The organism is Flavobacterium ginsengisoli, assembly GCF_029625315.1.
Classification (GTDB): domain Bacteria; phylum Bacteroidota; class Bacteroidia; order Flavobacteriales; family Flavobacteriaceae; genus Flavobacterium; species Flavobacterium ginsengisoli.
Genome location: NZ_CP121110.1, coordinates 3,272,044 through 3,288,957, shown reverse-complemented (window position 1 = coordinate 3,288,957; position 16,914 = coordinate 3,272,044). Strand labels below are relative to the sequence as shown.

Annotated in this window: 12 protein-coding genes and 2 pseudogenes; 7 read left to right on the top strand and 7 right to left on the bottom strand. The window is 32.9% G+C overall.

Annotated elements, in window-relative coordinates:
• Positions 1-78: 78 nt before the first annotated feature.
• A complete protein-coding gene (locus P5P87_RS15340) occupies positions 79-630 on the top strand; it encodes a hypothetical protein (protein ID WP_198854868.1) in 552 nt (183 codons plus the stop codon).
• A 24-nt stretch (positions 631-654) separates the two neighbouring features.
• Here P5P87_RS15340 and P5P87_RS15335 read toward each other — a convergent pair whose 3' ends face one another.
• The 4 genes from P5P87_RS15335 to P5P87_RS15320 all read right to left on the bottom strand — a co-directional run bounded on the left by P5P87_RS15335 (position 655) and on the right by P5P87_RS15320 (position 4,840).
• Positions 655-1,779, bottom strand: a complete 1,125-nt coding sequence (locus P5P87_RS15335) for a SprB repeat-containing protein (protein ID WP_278019835.1) — start codon at positions 1,777-1,779, stop codon at positions 655-657.
• 73 nt (positions 1,780-1,852) lie between these two features.
• The gene (locus P5P87_RS15330) at positions 1,853-2,206 is read right to left on the bottom strand and encodes a hypothetical protein (protein WP_278019834.1); all 354 of its coding nucleotides are present in this window, start codon (positions 2,204-2,206) and stop codon (positions 1,853-1,855) included.
• Positions 2,207-2,272: 66 nt separating this feature from the next.
• A complete protein-coding gene (locus P5P87_RS15325) occupies positions 2,273-3,247 on the bottom strand; it encodes a polyprenyl synthetase family protein (protein WP_278019833.1) in 975 nt (324 codons plus the stop codon).
• Between the two features lie 144 nt (positions 3,248-3,391).
• Positions 3,392-4,840: a matrixin family metalloprotease gene (locus P5P87_RS15320; RefSeq protein WP_278019832.1), complete on the bottom strand. Its 1,449-nt coding sequence runs from the start codon at positions 4,838-4,840 to the stop codon at positions 3,392-3,394.
• Positions 4,841-5,225: 385 nt separating this feature from the next.
• Between P5P87_RS15320 and P5P87_RS15315 the strand changes: the two genes are divergently transcribed.
• The 6 genes and pseudogenes from P5P87_RS15315 to P5P87_RS15290 all read left to right on the top strand — a co-directional run bounded on the left by P5P87_RS15315 (position 5,226) and on the right by P5P87_RS15290 (position 13,771).
• Entirely contained in the window at positions 5,226-5,747 is a 522-nt protein-coding gene (locus P5P87_RS15315) for a YceI family protein (RefSeq protein ID WP_198854864.1), read from the top strand.
• A 108-nt stretch (positions 5,748-5,855) separates the two neighbouring features.
• The gene (locus P5P87_RS15310; protein WP_278019831.1) at positions 5,856-6,485 is read left to right on the top strand and encodes a TetR/AcrR family transcriptional regulator; all 630 of its coding nucleotides are present in this window, start codon (positions 5,856-5,858) and stop codon (positions 6,483-6,485) included.
• 62 nt (positions 6,486-6,547) lie between these two features.
• Positions 6,548-7,882 (top strand): TolC family protein, encoded by a 1,335-nt coding sequence (locus P5P87_RS15305; protein ID WP_278019830.1) that lies wholly within the window; start codon positions 6,548-6,550, stop codon positions 7,880-7,882.
• 12 nt (positions 7,883-7,894) lie between these two features.
• A complete protein-coding gene (locus P5P87_RS15300; protein WP_278019829.1) occupies positions 7,895-8,962 on the top strand; it encodes an efflux RND transporter periplasmic adaptor subunit in 1,068 nt (355 codons plus the stop codon).
• A gap of 92 nt (positions 8,963-9,054) precedes the next feature.
• A pseudogene (locus P5P87_RS15295) lies at positions 9,055-12,232 on the top strand (efflux RND transporter permease subunit).
• A gap of 353 nt (positions 12,233-12,585) precedes the next feature.
• Positions 12,586-13,771: pseudogene (locus P5P87_RS15290) on the top strand (TCR/Tet family MFS transporter).
• A gap of 70 nt (positions 13,772-13,841) precedes the next feature.
• On the opposite strand, the gene P5P87_RS15285 reads toward P5P87_RS15290, so the two are convergent.
• From P5P87_RS15285 to P5P87_RS15275, 3 genes are read right to left on the bottom strand one after another with little or no spacing between them, the layout of a single operon-like run.
• Positions 13,842-14,279, bottom strand: coding sequence for a retropepsin-like aspartic protease (locus tag P5P87_RS15285; RefSeq protein ID WP_198854858.1), 438 nt, complete (start codon positions 14,277-14,279; stop codon positions 13,842-13,844).
• Positions 14,239-15,531: a CHAT domain-containing protein gene (locus P5P87_RS15280; RefSeq protein WP_278019828.1), complete on the bottom strand. Its 1,293-nt coding sequence runs from the start codon at positions 15,529-15,531 to the stop codon at positions 14,239-14,241. The genes P5P87_RS15285 and P5P87_RS15280 overlap by 41 nt, the downstream gene beginning before the upstream one ends.
• Positions 15,461-16,867 carry a tetratricopeptide repeat protein gene (locus tag P5P87_RS15275; protein ID WP_278019827.1) on the bottom strand — a complete coding sequence of 469 codons (1,407 nt, stop codon included), beginning with the start codon at positions 16,865-16,867 and terminating at the stop codon, positions 15,461-15,463. Before P5P87_RS15275 ends, P5P87_RS15280 begins: the two co-directional genes overlap by 71 nt.
• Between the last annotated feature and the right edge of the window lie 47 nt (positions 16,868-16,914).

The window sequence follows — 16,914 nt, the reverse complement described above, 5'->3', positions numbered from 1 at the left end:
AAAGTACAACAATCACATTTATTTAAATCTTTTTTTTACGTACTTTTACGTAAAAATTTGTTAAAATAAACGTTAACTATGAATAAAATTCAATTTTCAATCGATTGCAGATATTTTTTTGTGATTTTGGCCGTCTTATTTTCAAGTTATAGTATTGCACAACAAAAATATGTTATAGACAACAGTAACCATTTTTGGGATAAGGTTCAGTTTGGAGGTGGATTAGGTCTCGGATTTGGTTCAGGATATACTAATGTTTCTGTAATGCCAAGCGCTATTTACAATATCAACGAAATTGTAGCTGTAGGAGCAGGCCTTCAATTTGGTTATTTATATCAAAAAAATTATTACGAATCTTTCGTTTGGGGAGGTAGTCTTATTGGTCTAGTAAATCCTATTCCGGAAATCCAGTTATCAGCTGAATTGGAACAAGTAAGAGTTGATACCCAATATGAAGCCACCTACAATTTCCCATCGTATTCAGATAGTTACTGGAATACTGCTTTGTATCTTGGAGCAGGTTATAGAACAAAAAACGTAACAATTGGTGCTCGTTATGACGTTTTATATAATCCTAATAAAAGCCTTTACGGTTCTGGATTTATGCCTTTTGTGAGGGTATATTTTTAATCTAAGTTACTAAAATTCTATTTTCTAGATTTGCTGATAAATGTAAATGGTTACAAACTCGCCATCATCTACTTTTATCAAATAACCTTCTGCATCATAAAAATATTTGAACGATTGTGTTTTTTGCGTAATACCATTGTCAACTATAGATTGTTCAATAATATGTAGATAAGGATTTGGCAATGTCTGGCCTAATAAAGATGAAAAAGTAGTAGCGATTTTATAATACGGTTCGTTATTATAGATACCAGCCTTTGTTTTATCGTATTTTGTGAGAATAACTCTTCCATTGGCAACTTCGCCTAATGATTCAATAATTTCATATCGGGTTTCTTTAACTTCAGTATCAGTATATTCAAAAGTAGACGCATTTAATTTTCCTGTTCGTTTAGTGACTCTTTGCTCAGAATCATAGTTGTAGACAGTTAAATAATTATCAATTAAAACTTTAGTAATTAAACCATTTTCATATGTGTATGGAGTGCTGTTGTTTATGACATTTCCATTGCTGTCATATTCATAAGAAAATTCAATTCCAGAAGACCCCATTGATTCTGGACCTTTTTGAATTTCAATTTGAGTTAATTGTCCTGCATTATTATAAATATAATTTCTAACGTCTCCTTTAGGTGTATTTGTGTTAAGGGTATTTTCATTATCAGAATATAAATTATCAGTTAATGAGTAATCTGAAGTTTCGTCAATTTTATAATCGCTTTTTTTGTATTGAATTGATTGAACTAAATGTTTTGTAACTGCTTTCGTTTTTGAAGCTACAGTATTTTTATTGATGTTTTTAACAGCAGGTCTAAGTAAAGACGATTCTGGAAGCGTGGCTTTAGGCTGTAAAATTTTTGCCGTTACAGTTGTTGTTAGTCCTTTACTGTCTTTTATGGTAAAAGTATAATCTCCAGCAGCCAATTCTGTTTGTAATGGTGTAATGGTATAAGGTGGAGTTCCTCCAGCAGGAGTAATGGTTACTGAGCCTGTTTTTGCGCCATAAACGGCAACATCAACTTGTGTGAAAGTTGCAGTTAAAGGTTTTGTTTCTTCAGGAGTTGGTTTTTCTGGTGTGACAGGAGAATCTTCTGAAGAACAGGATATTATTAGAAAAAGAAAGAAAGATAAAATCAGCGTAATTTTTCTCATAGATTTAGGAAATTATCTGACAAATATTATTCTTTTTTTAAATAAAAGAAATAATGCGTTTGAAAAAAGAACCTTATTTATAATAATTCCTAAACCAAACCTTCTGCCATTCTCTTTTTAAAATCAGAAAGACAACTTGTTCAGCAAGAATAACTAAATCAGATCCGTCGAGCTGTTTGATTTCGTTTTCAGGAACGTCAATGATGTATAATAGATTTAAATATTCAGCAAATTTATACTGAATCATTCGATAGATTTTTTCGTGAAGCTGAATTTTTAATTCGTCAGGCGAAATGCTTAACGGAAAATCAATTCCTTCATTTGCCAAATTAAAATCCTTATTAATCTGCTCAATAAGATTCAAATATAAAGTCTCTGCTTGCGCTTGTGCTAACAAAGATTCTGTATTTACCGGTGCTACAAACATGATATTTTTGATTTTAGATTGATGATTGTAGGTTTTTTACTGAATACTGACACTGAATGCTGAAAACTAGACTTTTCGTCCCATTAAATTTTCGCCAAAAGTTCTCAAAACATCTTTCTTTTCTGTATTTATATCCATTTTTTCTAAAGTTTCAAAAGCTTTAAAAGTGTACATTTCGATTGCTTCTTGAGTAGCTTTTGATGCTCCAGATTCATTAAAAATAGTCTTGGCAGTTTCTATTTTTTCTGAATTATCTTCTAATTGTAAAGTAAATAATTGTTCTAATTCTGAAGCTTTTTCTTTAGAAGAAAACTCCAAGGCTTTTAGATATAAATACGTTTTTTTATTCTCTATAATATCTCCGCCAACTTGTTTTCCAAAAGTTTCAGGATCTCCAAAAGCGTCCAAGTAATCATCTTGAAGTTGAAAAGCCAATCCTAAATTTAATCCGAAATCGTAAATTAAATCGGCTTCTTTTTCAGAAGTTTTAGCTACAATTGCACCCATTTTCATGGCAGCGGCAACCAAAACCGCAGTTTTATATTCAATCATTTTAAGATATTGAGAAATTGTAACGTCTTTACGTGTTTCAAAATCTACATCCCATTGTTGACCTTCGCAAACTTCAAGTGCTGTTTTGCTGAATAATTTTGCAAGATTTCTAAAAACTATTGGTTCGTATTGTTCAAAATATTGATACGCTAAAATTAGCATTGCATCTCCAGAAAGAATACCAGTGTTTAAATCCCATTTTTCATGAACTGTAACTTGACCTCTTCTTAAAGGCGCATCATCCATAATGTCATCATGAACTAACGAGAAGTTATGAAAAACTTCAACCGCCATTGCTGCGGGAAGTGCAATTAAATAATCAGTATCAAAAACCTCGGCTGCCATTAAAGTTAAAACCGGACGTATACGTTTTCCGCCAAGTCCTAAAATATATTCTATAGGTTCGTAAAGATTTTTAGGCTCTTTATGTATGTTTTGGCTTTCTAGATAATTGATGAAAAAATCTTGGTACTGACTTATATCGTGCATAATGAATTTCTGATTTCGTGCCCCAAAGATACAATTCAAATATGAATTATGAGATTGAAATGAAAATCTTAATCAAGATTCTTTTTGGGAGATAATCTTAAGAAAAAAAACACCTTCAGAATTTGAAGGCGTCTTTTCGGGATATTATTGAATGATAATTTGATGGCTTTCAATTTCGCCGTTAATGTCAACTTTTAAAATATAAATTCCTTTTTTGAATTTGCTTACATCGAGCGAAGCTGTATTGCTTAAAATAGAAATTTGTGTCAGCTCACTGCCATTTAAATCATATAGTTTACCAATAATTTTAGCATTAGCAATATTGTTTTTTGAATTACTAACAGAAATGTTTAAAATATTTGTCGCAGGATTTGGGTAAATAGTGACACGATCTTCAGATTGTATTGCAGACGTTTCTATTGCTGAAGTTTCTGCAGTTGTTTTTGCCGCAAATGTACCATTGCAAGAACTTAAGGTTACCACTTGTCCGTAAATTGTGTACGGAACACCAGTGCAAGTTGTATTGGTAGTAACAGAGAAACTAAAAACAGGATAAGTTCCAGATGGAATTTTGTTTAATGGGATTTTGAAAAGATATCTTTTAGAATTGATTTGAGTATAAGTAATTCCGGGATTGCTAATTCCAGTAGAGAAATTTCCAAATGTGTAATTATAACTTACTGTATTATCTGAATTAACAATGTCTATAGGAACATAATGGTATGTATTGTCGCAATACTCGGTATAATCAGTTGTAGCGGTTTTCTTTGTGCCAAAATAAAGAGGTTTTTCTCCTATATCTACAGTTCTTGTTATGGTTTGAACTCCGTTGATCGTTGCTGTTACTGTTCCTGTTTGGTAAGTATTTCCTACAGTGCTTTGTACATTTATTTGTGCGGTATTTGGTGTATTTGGAGGTAAAGTCATAGCAATTGTAAGATTCGGCGATGTGCTCCAAACTATAGAACTTCCAGCAGGAGGAGAAGGAGTCAGGCCAACAAAAGTTTGAGATGGCGAACCACAAACGGGATTACCTCCATATAAACTATAAATTTTAGGGTAAACTGCACTAATAGCTTGAATATCATCGGTTGACAATGTTCGTTGCGATCCATTATAATACGCATACATGATTGCTCCTGGTACATTGCTATGTTGTAATCCTAATGAATGTCCTAATTCATGAATGGCGACTGTAACTAAATCTATAGGCTGCGAAGATGTGTATTGTACGCTTGTTGTCCAAGTTTCAGAGTCGTCAAAATGTAAGTCTCCAGCATATGCTCCGTTTGGTGGAGGGAAAAAAGCATGCGCTAAAACACCATTTACTGCATCAAAAGGAGCTCCATCTCCATGATCTCCAACGGCCCATTTAATGACAATATCGGCGTTTGCTGCACTCGTAACCTCTGTAAAAGTCAAACTTGTAACACTTGACCATACTTGCATTGCTTGGACTAAAGCAGTTTTTTCATCTGTTCCTGCAATATCATTTGTCCCATTTTCAAAAAAGTAGGTAAGATTGGTATGATCCCATTTTCTTCCGTCAAGGCTAAAACTTGGATTGTTGTCTATTGGGCCATTATCATACAAAATCTGCGCATTTATCTGGGAGATACCGAAAATGCAGAATAGAAGTAAAGTAATTTTTTTCTCATAATGTAAAATTTTTAGGGTTAAATAGTTGCGCTAAAATTATACGTATTGCTGTAAGATTTGTAGTATTATTTTAACAAATAGCAGTATTAAATCTACATTGTCAGATAGTTATAGATAAACGACGATTTTTAACAGTTATGAATCGTTGTAAAAACACTGGATTTGATCTGATTAAAATTTTTTGTAAAAAACTTGGAAACTTTTTTGGTATTCAGAGTTTCCTGTCTATATTTGCAGCGTTAAAATGGAAACTCAGAACACTGTAAAAGTTTCCATTTAGAGTTTTAAAGATTTATAAACTCAATTAAATCAAGTATTTATGAAAACAAAATGGACTTTAGATTCTAGTCAGTCAGATGTTTTATTGAAAATGAGACGATCAAGAACTGCTTATTTGGGAGGAGATGCAAATAAATTTGATGGGTATGTGAATATTGAAGACAATGAGATTGAAGACGCTTCTGTCGAATTCTCATTAGATATCAATAACAAAAATGAAAGTTTCCAATCTATAGACGCTTATTTACAACTTCAAGATTTTTTTGAAGAAGATGAGCATCCCATTATAAGTTTTAAATCGACTTCATTTCAAAAAGTAAATCAGAATATTAATTTCTTCAAAGGAGATTTGACGATAAAAGACATTACAAGAGTAGTTGAATTGGATGCTGAATTTCTAGGAGAAAATATTTATAACGGAGAAAAGAAAGTGGCTTTTGAAATTAAAGGAAATATCAAACGTGAAGACTTTGGTTTAGATTTCAATTCTTTTAATCATTCTTCGGGAACTGCTTTGGGTAAAGAGATTAAACTTATTGCAAATTTAGAGTTTGCAATATAAATCTTACTAAACCAATAAATTAATGTAAAATTATTACAAATATATCGGAAACTATTTTTTTGATTTTAGTTTCCAGAGTATATTTGTAAGGCAATTCGAGAATTTAAAATGAAAGAGAAGATTATAGCAAAAGCAAGCGAATTGTTTTTAAAGCTTGGTTTTAAGAGTGTTACAATGGACGACATTGCGGGCGAAATGTGTATTTCGAAAAAAACGATTTACAAATATTTCTGTAACAAAGAAGTTCTAATTGAAGAGAGCACATCGTTGGTTCATGGCCAAGTGCACGAAATCATGGATACTATTATTGCTAAAAATTACAATGCTATTCATGAGAATTTTGAGATTAGAGAAATGTTTCGTGATATGTTTAAAAACAATATTGACACTTCGCCAATCTATCAGTTAAAAAAACATTATCCAGAAATTTATCAGAACATTTTGTCTTTCGAAATTGATCAGTGTACACAATGTTTTAGAGATAATATTGAAAAAGGAATTCGTGAGGGACTTTATAGAAGTGACTTAAATGTAGAGGTTTATGTTAAGTTTTATTACACTTTGGTTTTTCATATAAACGAAAATACGGTTTCTGAAAGTGAAGCGCAAAGAATAGAGTTGGAAGCCTTAGAGTATCATACTCGTGCAATGGCGACTGAAAAAGGAGTAGAGGAATTAGAAAAGCAATTAAAAAAATTAGAAATTAATTATTATCCAAATTGTCGTCATTTATTCTAGAGAGTTGTAAAAGATAAAATGACGATGCCATCTCAAATTTTTAAAATAAATATTAACTACTTATGAAAAGAATCTTTCTTATAGTTTTGTGTACAATAGGCTTATCTGCCGCCGCACAAACCACTACTTTAACTCTGAAAGACGCGGTCAATTATGCACTTCAAAATAAAGCTGATGCAAAAAAGGCAAAACTTCAGATTGAAAATAGTGAGTACCAAATTCAAGAAATACGTTCGAGAGCTTTACCACAGATTAGTGCAAACGGAAGTCTTACTTATAATCCAGTAATTCAAACAACAGTTATTGATGGAGCAGCTTTTGGTGCGCCAGGAACTACTATTCAGGCAGCTTTTGGTCAAAAATGGACATCGACTGCTGGACTTTCTTTAACTCAAGCCATATTTGATCAATCTGTTTTTACAGGTTTGAGAGCGACAAAAACTACACGTGAGTTTTATCAAATAAATGATCAGTTAACTGAAGAACAAGTTATTGAAAGAGTTGCAAATAACTACTATTCAGTTTATGTACAAAGAGAAAGACTTATTCTTTTAGATAGCAACTATGTAAATACTCAAAAAGTTCGTGATATTGTTCAAGGGCAGTTTAACAACGGTTTAGCTAAAAAAATTGACTTAGATCGTATTATCGTAAAAATGTCTAACATTGATACAGATCGCCAGCAGGTTAAAAATCAGATTGAGTTACAGGAAAATGCATTAAAGTTTTATATGGGTATGCCTATAGAAACTCAAATCGTTATGCCAAAAGAAGAATTTGAAGTTGTACCAGCTGCTTTAACACAAGAGCCAAATATTGAAAACAGAACAGAATATTTGCTTTTGAAAAAACAAGAAGAGCTTTTAGTATTCAATAAAAAAGCTGTTGAAGCGGGTTATTATCCGACACTTTCATTATCTGCAGGTTATAATTATATCGGGCAAGGACCAGAAATGCCTTGGTTTGCAAAACCAGAAAAAGGAGTTTATTGGTCAGATTTCTCAGCTATTGCTTTAAACTTACATGTGCCAATCTTTACTGGTTTTGGAACTCGTGCTAAAGTAAGACAGGCAGATGTTCAAATTAGAGAACTACAAGAAGATATCAAAGACACTAAACTTTCTCTTGATTTAGATTATAGAAATGCAATGACGCAGATTAACAATAATCTTGTGACTATTGAAAATCAGAGAGAAAATATGCGTTTGGCAACTGAAATTCTAAGCAATACCAAAAACAATTATCTTCAAGGTTTAGCATCTTTAACCGATTTGCTAGACGCAGAAAATGCATCGCTTGAAGCTCAAAATAACTTTACAAGAGCGGTTTTAAATTATAAAATTGCCGAAATATCTCTAATCAAATCGAAAGGCGAACTAAAATCTCTTACTAAATAACAAATTATTACAATGAAGAAAATAATTATAACAATCGTAATCATAGTCGTGGCTTTTGTCGGGATTAACTACATTTTAAATAAAAATAAAGCAGAAAACGAAGCTAAAACTGCAATTGTAGCAGAAAAAAATGCGACGGTTTCTGTAAAAGTAGCGACAGTAAAAACAGAAGATGTTAATTTAGGTTTTACTGCAAACGGAAACTTCGCACCAATTCAAGAATTGACTTTCTCTGCTGAAAAATCAGGAAAAGTAATTAGTGTTTTAGCAAAAGAAGGTGACTATGTAAGAGTAGGACAAACTCTTTTAACAATGAGAGGCGATGTTATTAATGTAAACGCTCAAGCAGCAGAAGCAGCATATCAAAACGCAAAATCTGATTATGCGAGATATGAAAATGCTTTTAAAACAGGTGGTGTTACAAAACAACAATTAGATCAAGCAAAATTAGCTTTAACTAATGCGCAATCTAATTATACTCAAGCTAAAATCAATGTTGGAGATACAAGAGTAAAAGCTCCAATTAACGGATATATCAATAAAAAATATATAGAGCCAGGTTCTATTTTAACTGGAATGCCTGCAACTGCTTTATTTGACATTGTAAATGTTTCTAAATTAAAATTAACAGTTACTGTAAATGAAGGACAAGTTGCTAGTTTAAAATTAGGAAACAGTGTAGACATTACTGCAAGTGTTTATCCTGATAAAACATTTAGCGGAAAAATTACTTTCATCGCTGCAAAAGCAGATGCTTCTTTAAATTTCCCAGTTGAAATAGAAATTACAAACAACGCTAACAACGACTTAAAAGCGGGTATGTACGGAACTGCAAACTTTGGAGCTAAAAACCAAAAACAAAACTTGAAAGTTGTTCCTAGAAATGCTTTTGTTGGAAGTGTAAGCAGTAACGAAATATTTGTTGTAGAAAACGGTGTTGCTAAATTAAGAAAAGTAGTTGCTGGAAGAATTTTAGGAGATAAAGTTGAAATCATTAGTGGTTTAAATGACGGAGAAACTGTAATTGTTACTGGTCAAATCAACCTACAAGACGGAAATAAAGTAGAAATTATTAAATAATTTTAAGCCTTAAGCAGTAAGCCATAAAGCTTTAAGCATTTTAAAAATGCCTAAAGCCTATAGCGTATAGCCTACAGCAAAAAACAAAATATATGAAATTAGCCGAAATATCCATAAAACGTCCGTCGTTGGTAATTGTATTGTTTACAATTCTGACTCTTGGTGGATTGTTCAGTTACAGCCAATTAGGCTACGAGCTGATCCCAAAATTCGAAACTAACGTAATTACAGTTTCAACTGTATATCCTGGAGCTTCTCCAAGTGAGGTTGAAAATACAGTAACAAAGAAAATTGAAGATGCGATTGCATCTCTGGAAAATATCAAAAAAATTGATTCGAAATCTTATGAGAGTCTTTCGATTGTATCAATTACATTGACTTCAAATGCCAATGTTGATATTTCGATGAATGATGCACAGCGTAAAATTAATGCTATTTTAAGTGATCTTCCAGATGATGCAGATCCACCGTCATTGACTAAATTCTCTTTGAGTGATTTACCAATTATGACGCTTGGTGCGAATGGAAAAATGGACGAAGCGACGTTTTACGATTTGATCGATAAAAAAATTGCTCCTGTTTTATCTCGTGTACAAGGGGTTGCTCAGGTAAACATTATTGGTGGTCAAGAGCGTGAGATTCAAGTAAACCTTGATGCAGTAAAAATGCAAGGTTACGGACTTTCAGTTCCACAAGTGCAACAGACTATTCTAACTTCGAATCTAGATTTCCCAACAGGAAACATCCAGACTCGTAACCAAAAGATCTTAATCCGTTTAGCGGGTAAATATAAAAACGTTGACGAATTAAGAAACTTAGTGGTTTCTTCTAAAGACGGAATTCAGGTTCGTTTAGGAGATATCGCCGACGTTCAGGATACACAAAAAATTGCAGAGAAAATTGCTCGTGTAGATCAAAAAAGCGCAATTGTACTTCAAATTGTAAAACAATCAGATGCCAATGCCGTTGCGGTAAGTGAGCAATTGATTAAGACAATTAAAACACTAGAGAACGATTACAAATCGGCTCAATTGAAATTGGAAGTAGCAAAAGACAGTACAGTTTTTACTCTTGAAGCGAGCAGATTCTGTTGTACACGATTTATTAATTGCGGTTATTCTGGTAGCATTCGTAATGTTGTTCTTCTTGCACAGTATTCGAAACTCGTTAATCGTAATGGTATCTATTCCAGCATCTTTGATTGCTACATTTATCGGAATCTATTTGTTAGGTTACACGCTTAACTTAATGTCTTTACTTGGTTTATCTCTTGTTGTAGGTATTCTTGTAGATGACGCGATTGTGGTACTAGAGAATATTTACCGACACATGGAGATGGGTAAAAGCCGAATTCGTGCGGCTTATGATGGAACTGCCGAAATTGGTGCAACCGTAACTTCGATTACATTAGTAATTGTGGTGGTGTTCTTGCCAATTGCAATGAGTACCGGATTGGTATCAAACATTATTACACAATTCTGTGTTACGGTAATTATTTCTACAATGTTCTCATTGTTGGCTTCATTTACAATTATTCCATGGTTATCTTCTCGTTTTGGAAAACTAGAGCATATTGAAGGTAAAAACCTTTTTGGAAGAATCATTTTAGGATTTGAAAGCTACCTAACTCGTTTTACTGACTGGGTTTCTAACCTACTAAACTGGTGTTTAGACCACTATATCAAAACAATGGTGGCTATCGTAGTAATGTTCTTTGGTACAATCTTCTGGTTAATGGGAGGCGGATATATTGGAGGTGAGTTCTTCGCATCATCTGATAGTGGTGAGTTCTTAGTTCAAATCGAGATGCCAAAAGATGCTTCGTTAGAGCAAACTAACTTTATGACGCAAAAAGCAGAAGCTTTCTTAAAAGGAGAGAAATATGTTTTCAGCCAGATTACAACAGTGGGTCAAACCAGTGAAGGTTTAGGAGCTGCTCAGGCAACTGCATACAAAGCAGAGATTGACGTTAAAATGATCGATCAAAAAGATCGTACAGATGACGCCAACGTATATGCGACAAAAGTAAAACGTAAACTAGAAAAAGTTTTAGTTGGAGCAAAAGTAAAAACAGTTCCAGTAGGTATCTTAGGTACTGCTGAGGATGCAACTTTAGGTTTGATTGTAACAGGTCCGAACGTAGAAAGTGCAATGAAATTTGCTAAAATGGCTGAAGCCGAATTACGCACTATTCCTGGAACAACTGAGATTAAATTAACAGTTGAAGACGGAAACCCTGAAATCAACGTTCAGGTTGATAGAGATAAAATGGCCGCATTAGGATTAACACTTCAAACAGTTGGTTTAACTATGCAGACTGCTTACAGTGGTAATACAGATGGTAAGTTTAGAGCTGGTGAATACGAATATGACATCAACATTAAATACAACGAATTTGATAGAAAAAACATCACAGACGTTAGTAACTTAATTTTCATCAACAATGCAGGTCAGCAAATTAAATTAAACCAATTTGCTACAATTACTGAAGGTTCTGGACCAAGTAAATTAGAGCGTAGAGATAAAACAGCTTCTGTAACCGTACAAGGTCAGAATGTTGGGGTTCCAGCAGGAACAATCGTTCAGCAATGGCAGGCGAAATTAGATAAATTGCAAAAACCTACAGGAGTTAATTACATCTGGGGTGGTGACCAAGAGAATCAATCAGAAGGATTTGGTACTTTAGGAATTGCATTATTAGCGGCTATTATCTTGGTTTACCTTGTAATGGTTGGATTATATGACAGTTTCGTTCACCCGTTTGTTGTATTGTTCGCTATTCCGCTTTCGTTCATTGGAGTTTTATTCGCCTTAGCATTAACAAACAATACCTTGAATATCTTTACCATTTTAGGGGTAATCATGTTGATTGGTCTTGTGTGTAAGAATGCGATCATGCTTGTCGATTATACGAATCAGCGAAGAGCAGCTGGAGAATCAATTAGAAATGCCCTAATTCAAGCTAACCACGCTCGTTTACGTCCGATCTTGATGACGACAATTGCGATGGTGTTTGGTATGTTCCCAATTGCATTAGCATCTGGAGCAGGAGCAGAGTGGAAAAACGGATTGGCATGGGTAATCATTGGAGGTTTGATTTCTTCATTATTCCTTACGTTAATTGTGGTTCCTGTAATTTATGATATTATGGAGAAAATCATTAGAAAATTCTCTAAAGGAGAAAAAATCGACTACGAAGCTGAAATGCATGCCGATTATGTGCATACTGAATTAAGCGAAGATGGTTTTAATCCGAAACATACACATTAATAGTTTTGATTTACGATAGAAATTCCAAAGTCCGAAATTGGAATTTCACAATAAAAATCCCAAGTTCCTTTAAATTGGAATTTGGGATTTTTTTATTGATTCTTTAAAATTATTTCACGCAGATTTTACAGATTTTAGCAGATCAGATTAAAAATCTGCGTTTATCTGCTTAAATCTTTTTTAAATCTGCGTGAAAAAAATATAAGTTTTAATAATTCAATACTACGTTCTTCAAATTGGAATTTGGATTTTTTTAATGTTAATTGAAAAATCTGTTTATTTGCATCACCTTACTAAAATAATTATGCTACAAAAAGATAAATCTGCAAGCAATTGGTTTTATTTTCATAACCATGTTAATAGACATTACAGGATGGGGAATTATTATTCCTGTAATACCAAAATTAATCGAAGAATTGATTCATGGAGACATTAGTGAAGCGGCAAAGATTGGTGGCTGGTTGACTTTCGCGTATGCGATAACTCAGTTTGTATTTGCTCCCGTTATTGGAAATTTAAGTGATAAATTCGGAAGAAGGCCAATTATCTTAATTTCCCTTTTCGGATTTTCGTTAGATTATCTTTTATTAGCATTTTCACCAACTATTATTTGGCTTTTTATCGGAAGAATTATTGCTGGAGTTACCGGTGCCAGTATTACAACCGCTTCAGCTTATATTGCCGATGTTAGTACGCCTGAAAACAGAGCTAAAAACTTTGGATTAGTAGGTGCAGCTTTCGGATTAGGTTTTATCATCGGACCAGTTATTGGTGGACTTTTGGGACAATATGGATCTCGAGTGCCTTTTTATGCGAGCAGCAGTTTTATGTATGCTAAATTTCCTTTACGGATTTTTCATTCTGCCAGAATCACTTAAAAAAGAAAACCGCAGACCATTTGATTGGAAACGTGCCAATCCAATTGGAGCTATTTTAGGATTAAGAAAACACCCAACATTAATCGGATTAATCGTTGCTATCTTTTTATTATATGTAGGTTCTCATGCGGTGCAAAGCAACTGGAGTTTCTTCACCATTTATCAATTCAATTGGGATGAAAGAATGATCGGAATCTCGTTAGGAATCATCGGATTATTGGTCGGAGTTGTACAAGGTGGATTAGTTCGATACATCAATCCGAAAATAGGAAATGAGAAAAGCATTTACATTGGTTTAGCTTTATATACCATCGGAATGCTATTGTTTGCTTTTGCAACAGAAAGTTGGATGATGTTTGTCTTTCTAATTCCGTATTGCCTTGGTGGAATCGCTGGGCCAGCGTTGCAATCTGTTGTAGCCAGTAAAGTTGCACCAAGCGAGCAAGGAGAAATTCAAGGAACTTTAACCAGTTTAATGAGCGCTTCTTCTATTATTGGTCCGCCAATGATGGCCAATACATTTTATTTCTTCACTCATGATGATGCGCCGTTTAAATTTGCAGGAGCACCTTTTATTTTAGGAGGAGTTTTAATGTTACTTAGTACAGTTGTAGCTTATTTTTCATTGAAAAAACATGTCTTGCTCAAAAATAGAAATTGAGAATCAAAAAATAATATAAAATAAAAAAGTCTTCAGTAAAATGAAGACTTTTTTATTATTTGAAATATCATTATTTTAAATACAAATAATGATTAAAATAGTCAATAATTGCTTTTCCTTCCAGCAAAACATCAGCGCCAATAATGCCGTGTACAGATTTTGCCTTGTACGATTCTAAAGCTTCGTTTACGTGCGAAAGATCAAAAATTACGATGCTAAAATCTTTGTTTTTCCAGCTTCCTAACTGCAATTTGTTTTGAGATGAAATCTGTGTTGTCATTCCGGTTCCGCCTGCGCCAGAAGCTTTTGTTTTAGAGTTTTTTGCAGAAAGTTCAAAACGTTCAATAGACTCAAAACCCACGCAAGTGTTGGATGCGCCCGTATCTAAAATGAAATTGCCAGAAATGCCATTAATTTTGGCTTTTATCTGCAAATGCTGTGTTTTAGTGATTTTGAATTTTATTTTTTTATAATTCTCTTTTTTGAGAATTTCGTGAAGATTTTCCATTCCTGTAATGATTGAAACCCAAAAATAAGCCAATTAAACCCAAAAAACTAATGATGTATAAGATATAATTGGTTTGCGTTTCGGGTTTTTCAAGAGTGCCATAATATACAAAAGCACTCCAGTAATAAGGAGATTTCTTTGCATTGGGAATATTTTCATCTTTCAAAAACTTCCTTTTTGCATTTGCGATTGCATTTGCAAAAGAAGAATTATGTTTGAGATCTTTATAAAAATAATCCATAAAAACAGAAGTCGTATAATCGTTTACATTCCAAAGAGAAAATAATAGATTTTGCGCTCCCGCAAACTGAAAACCTCTGGCAATACTCATGGCGCCTTCGCCTTTATAGAGTTTTCCAATTCCTGTTTCGCAGGCGCTCAGAACCACCAAATCTGAATTGAGCTGTAAATTGTACAATTCAGAAAACAAGATTTCCTGATCGTAAAACTTAATGCTTGCCGGAATTTCAAAATCTCCCGAAGAGGCATGTGTGCTCAGATGAATAATTGATTTTCCCGTAACATTATTTTTAAAGTTTAAAAAAGTGGCATTTTCATTTTCAAAAAACTGTCCGTCAAAATTGTGTTTTAGAGATTGCAATTCATTTTTTGAAAAAGGAAGTTCATAATTGGTTTTTCCGAAAACAGGAAAAAGACCTAGAATATTTCTCTTGCCACTTGAAAGCGTATTCGCATTCAAATACAATTCTGCAGAATTGTTGTAGGCAATATCAAACTTGTCTAGTAAATAATGCATTTTCGTAAAATTTGTCGTTTTGGATTCCTTTGTTATTAAAGCTTCAAAAGGTAAGAAGTTTAACAGCCCATCAGGAATAATAATGAGATTTTTAGAATCCAATTTTGCAGGTAAAAGAAGTTTTTTATGAGTAAAAAATGCTGTTTTTTGGTAGTTTCCAACATTGCTTACAATATTCTCGGGATTATCAAAAAAACTTATAAATCTTATTATCGGTTCACTGCATATATGACCAATACAAATTGATTTTAATTGAATTTTGTTGTTTTGAACGACAAATAGATGAATTGCTTTATAACCCATAAAATATTCATACAGTACAGCATCATCTTTATCAAGTTTGGCGTAAAGCTTTTGCAAGTCGAATGAAGTTTGATTTTTTTTGTTATTTTTTTCTTCATTTGATTTTAGCGACAACATTAATTTATTCTGTTTCTGAATGGCTTCGTTTATTTTTGAAATATCTGCAAGATCTTGTTTTTGCTGTTCTTTCAAAATAATGGTGTTCCAGTTTTGCATCTCGTTGCAAAATCAATTTTTCTTCTCTAGAAAGTAATTCAACGTTTTTCAAATGATCTTTTAAAACTATAGATTTTGTCTTTTCTGCAAGCTTAAAAGCATCTTCAATATAACTTTGTTTTTTTTCGCTGTCAAAAAGAGATTTATAAATATCAAGACACTTTTCTGTTCGGTTTCGATTTCTAATTTGAGTTATAATTTTAGAATCTTCGTAGATTAAAAGTGACTGAAATAATTCTTCAATATAGAAAGAAAGAGTATAGCTTTTTAACGCATTTTTGGGCTCATTTTGAGATAGATAAAGTTCTGCTTGTAAATCTAAAGCATCGAGTAGAACAGTTTCGGCATAAAGAGAACTTTCATTAGGAAGGATATTTTTCTGGCTTTGATAATTTGGCAATAATGTTTTATAAACAGTAGTAAGTTCATTTTGCGCCTCTTCCAAACTATTTTGTTTCAATAATAAAAAGGCTTTTTCTAGATAAAATTGTGCTTTTTTTCTAGGTTCTTGTTGAGGTAATGTTTCAAAAATGGCTTGCGCTTTTGCAAAATATAGAGTGGCATCTTTTAAATTAAAGTTGAGTTTTATTCTATAAAGATTAATGTAAGTATTATATAAATTTTCTGAAAGTGCCTTATCTTTTTTTAGTAAAGGAATGGCTTTCAAAAAAGCATTTTCAGCCTCAGTAAAATCTTCATTGATATTTCTTAAGAGATAATTTGCGCCTAGATTGTTTAATAAAAGTCCTTTTTGAGAAGAGGTTATTTTTTCTGAACGAAGTGTTTTTTCAATTATTTCAATAGCCTCTTGGACTTTTCCTGAATTTTGATAAACGTTTGATAAATTTAGGATGGCCGCAATTTTCTGCTTTTCATTCTTCTCTTCGTTGGCAATAAAATAATATTGTTTAATAGTGTTTTCGGCATTTTTATAATCGCCTAAAATCGTGTACAAATTGCCTAGCGGCTTCAGGCAGAATTCAGTAATATCATAGTTTTTTAATTTGTTTTTCTGATAAATCATCCAAGCTTTTTCATAGCTTTTTATAGCATCCAAAGTCTGCCCAAACTGATTTTCATAATACGCTTTGTTGCAATTTAAAATTACAATTGCCAGTAATTCTTCTTTGGTTTTGGGTTTAGCGCTTTTCCAGAAATCAGTTTCAATACTTCTTAAATTTTGTAACGCTTCCACGGAAGGATTTGCGGTAAAACTATCCACAGCATTATATATTTTATCTTCCTGACTTTGTCCGAAAACATTCAGATTCAGCAAAAGAAGGATAAAACCATATAAGTGATGTAAGTTCATATTAAGCTTTTTTTATTTCGCAGAGATGCACAAAGATTTTTTCGCAG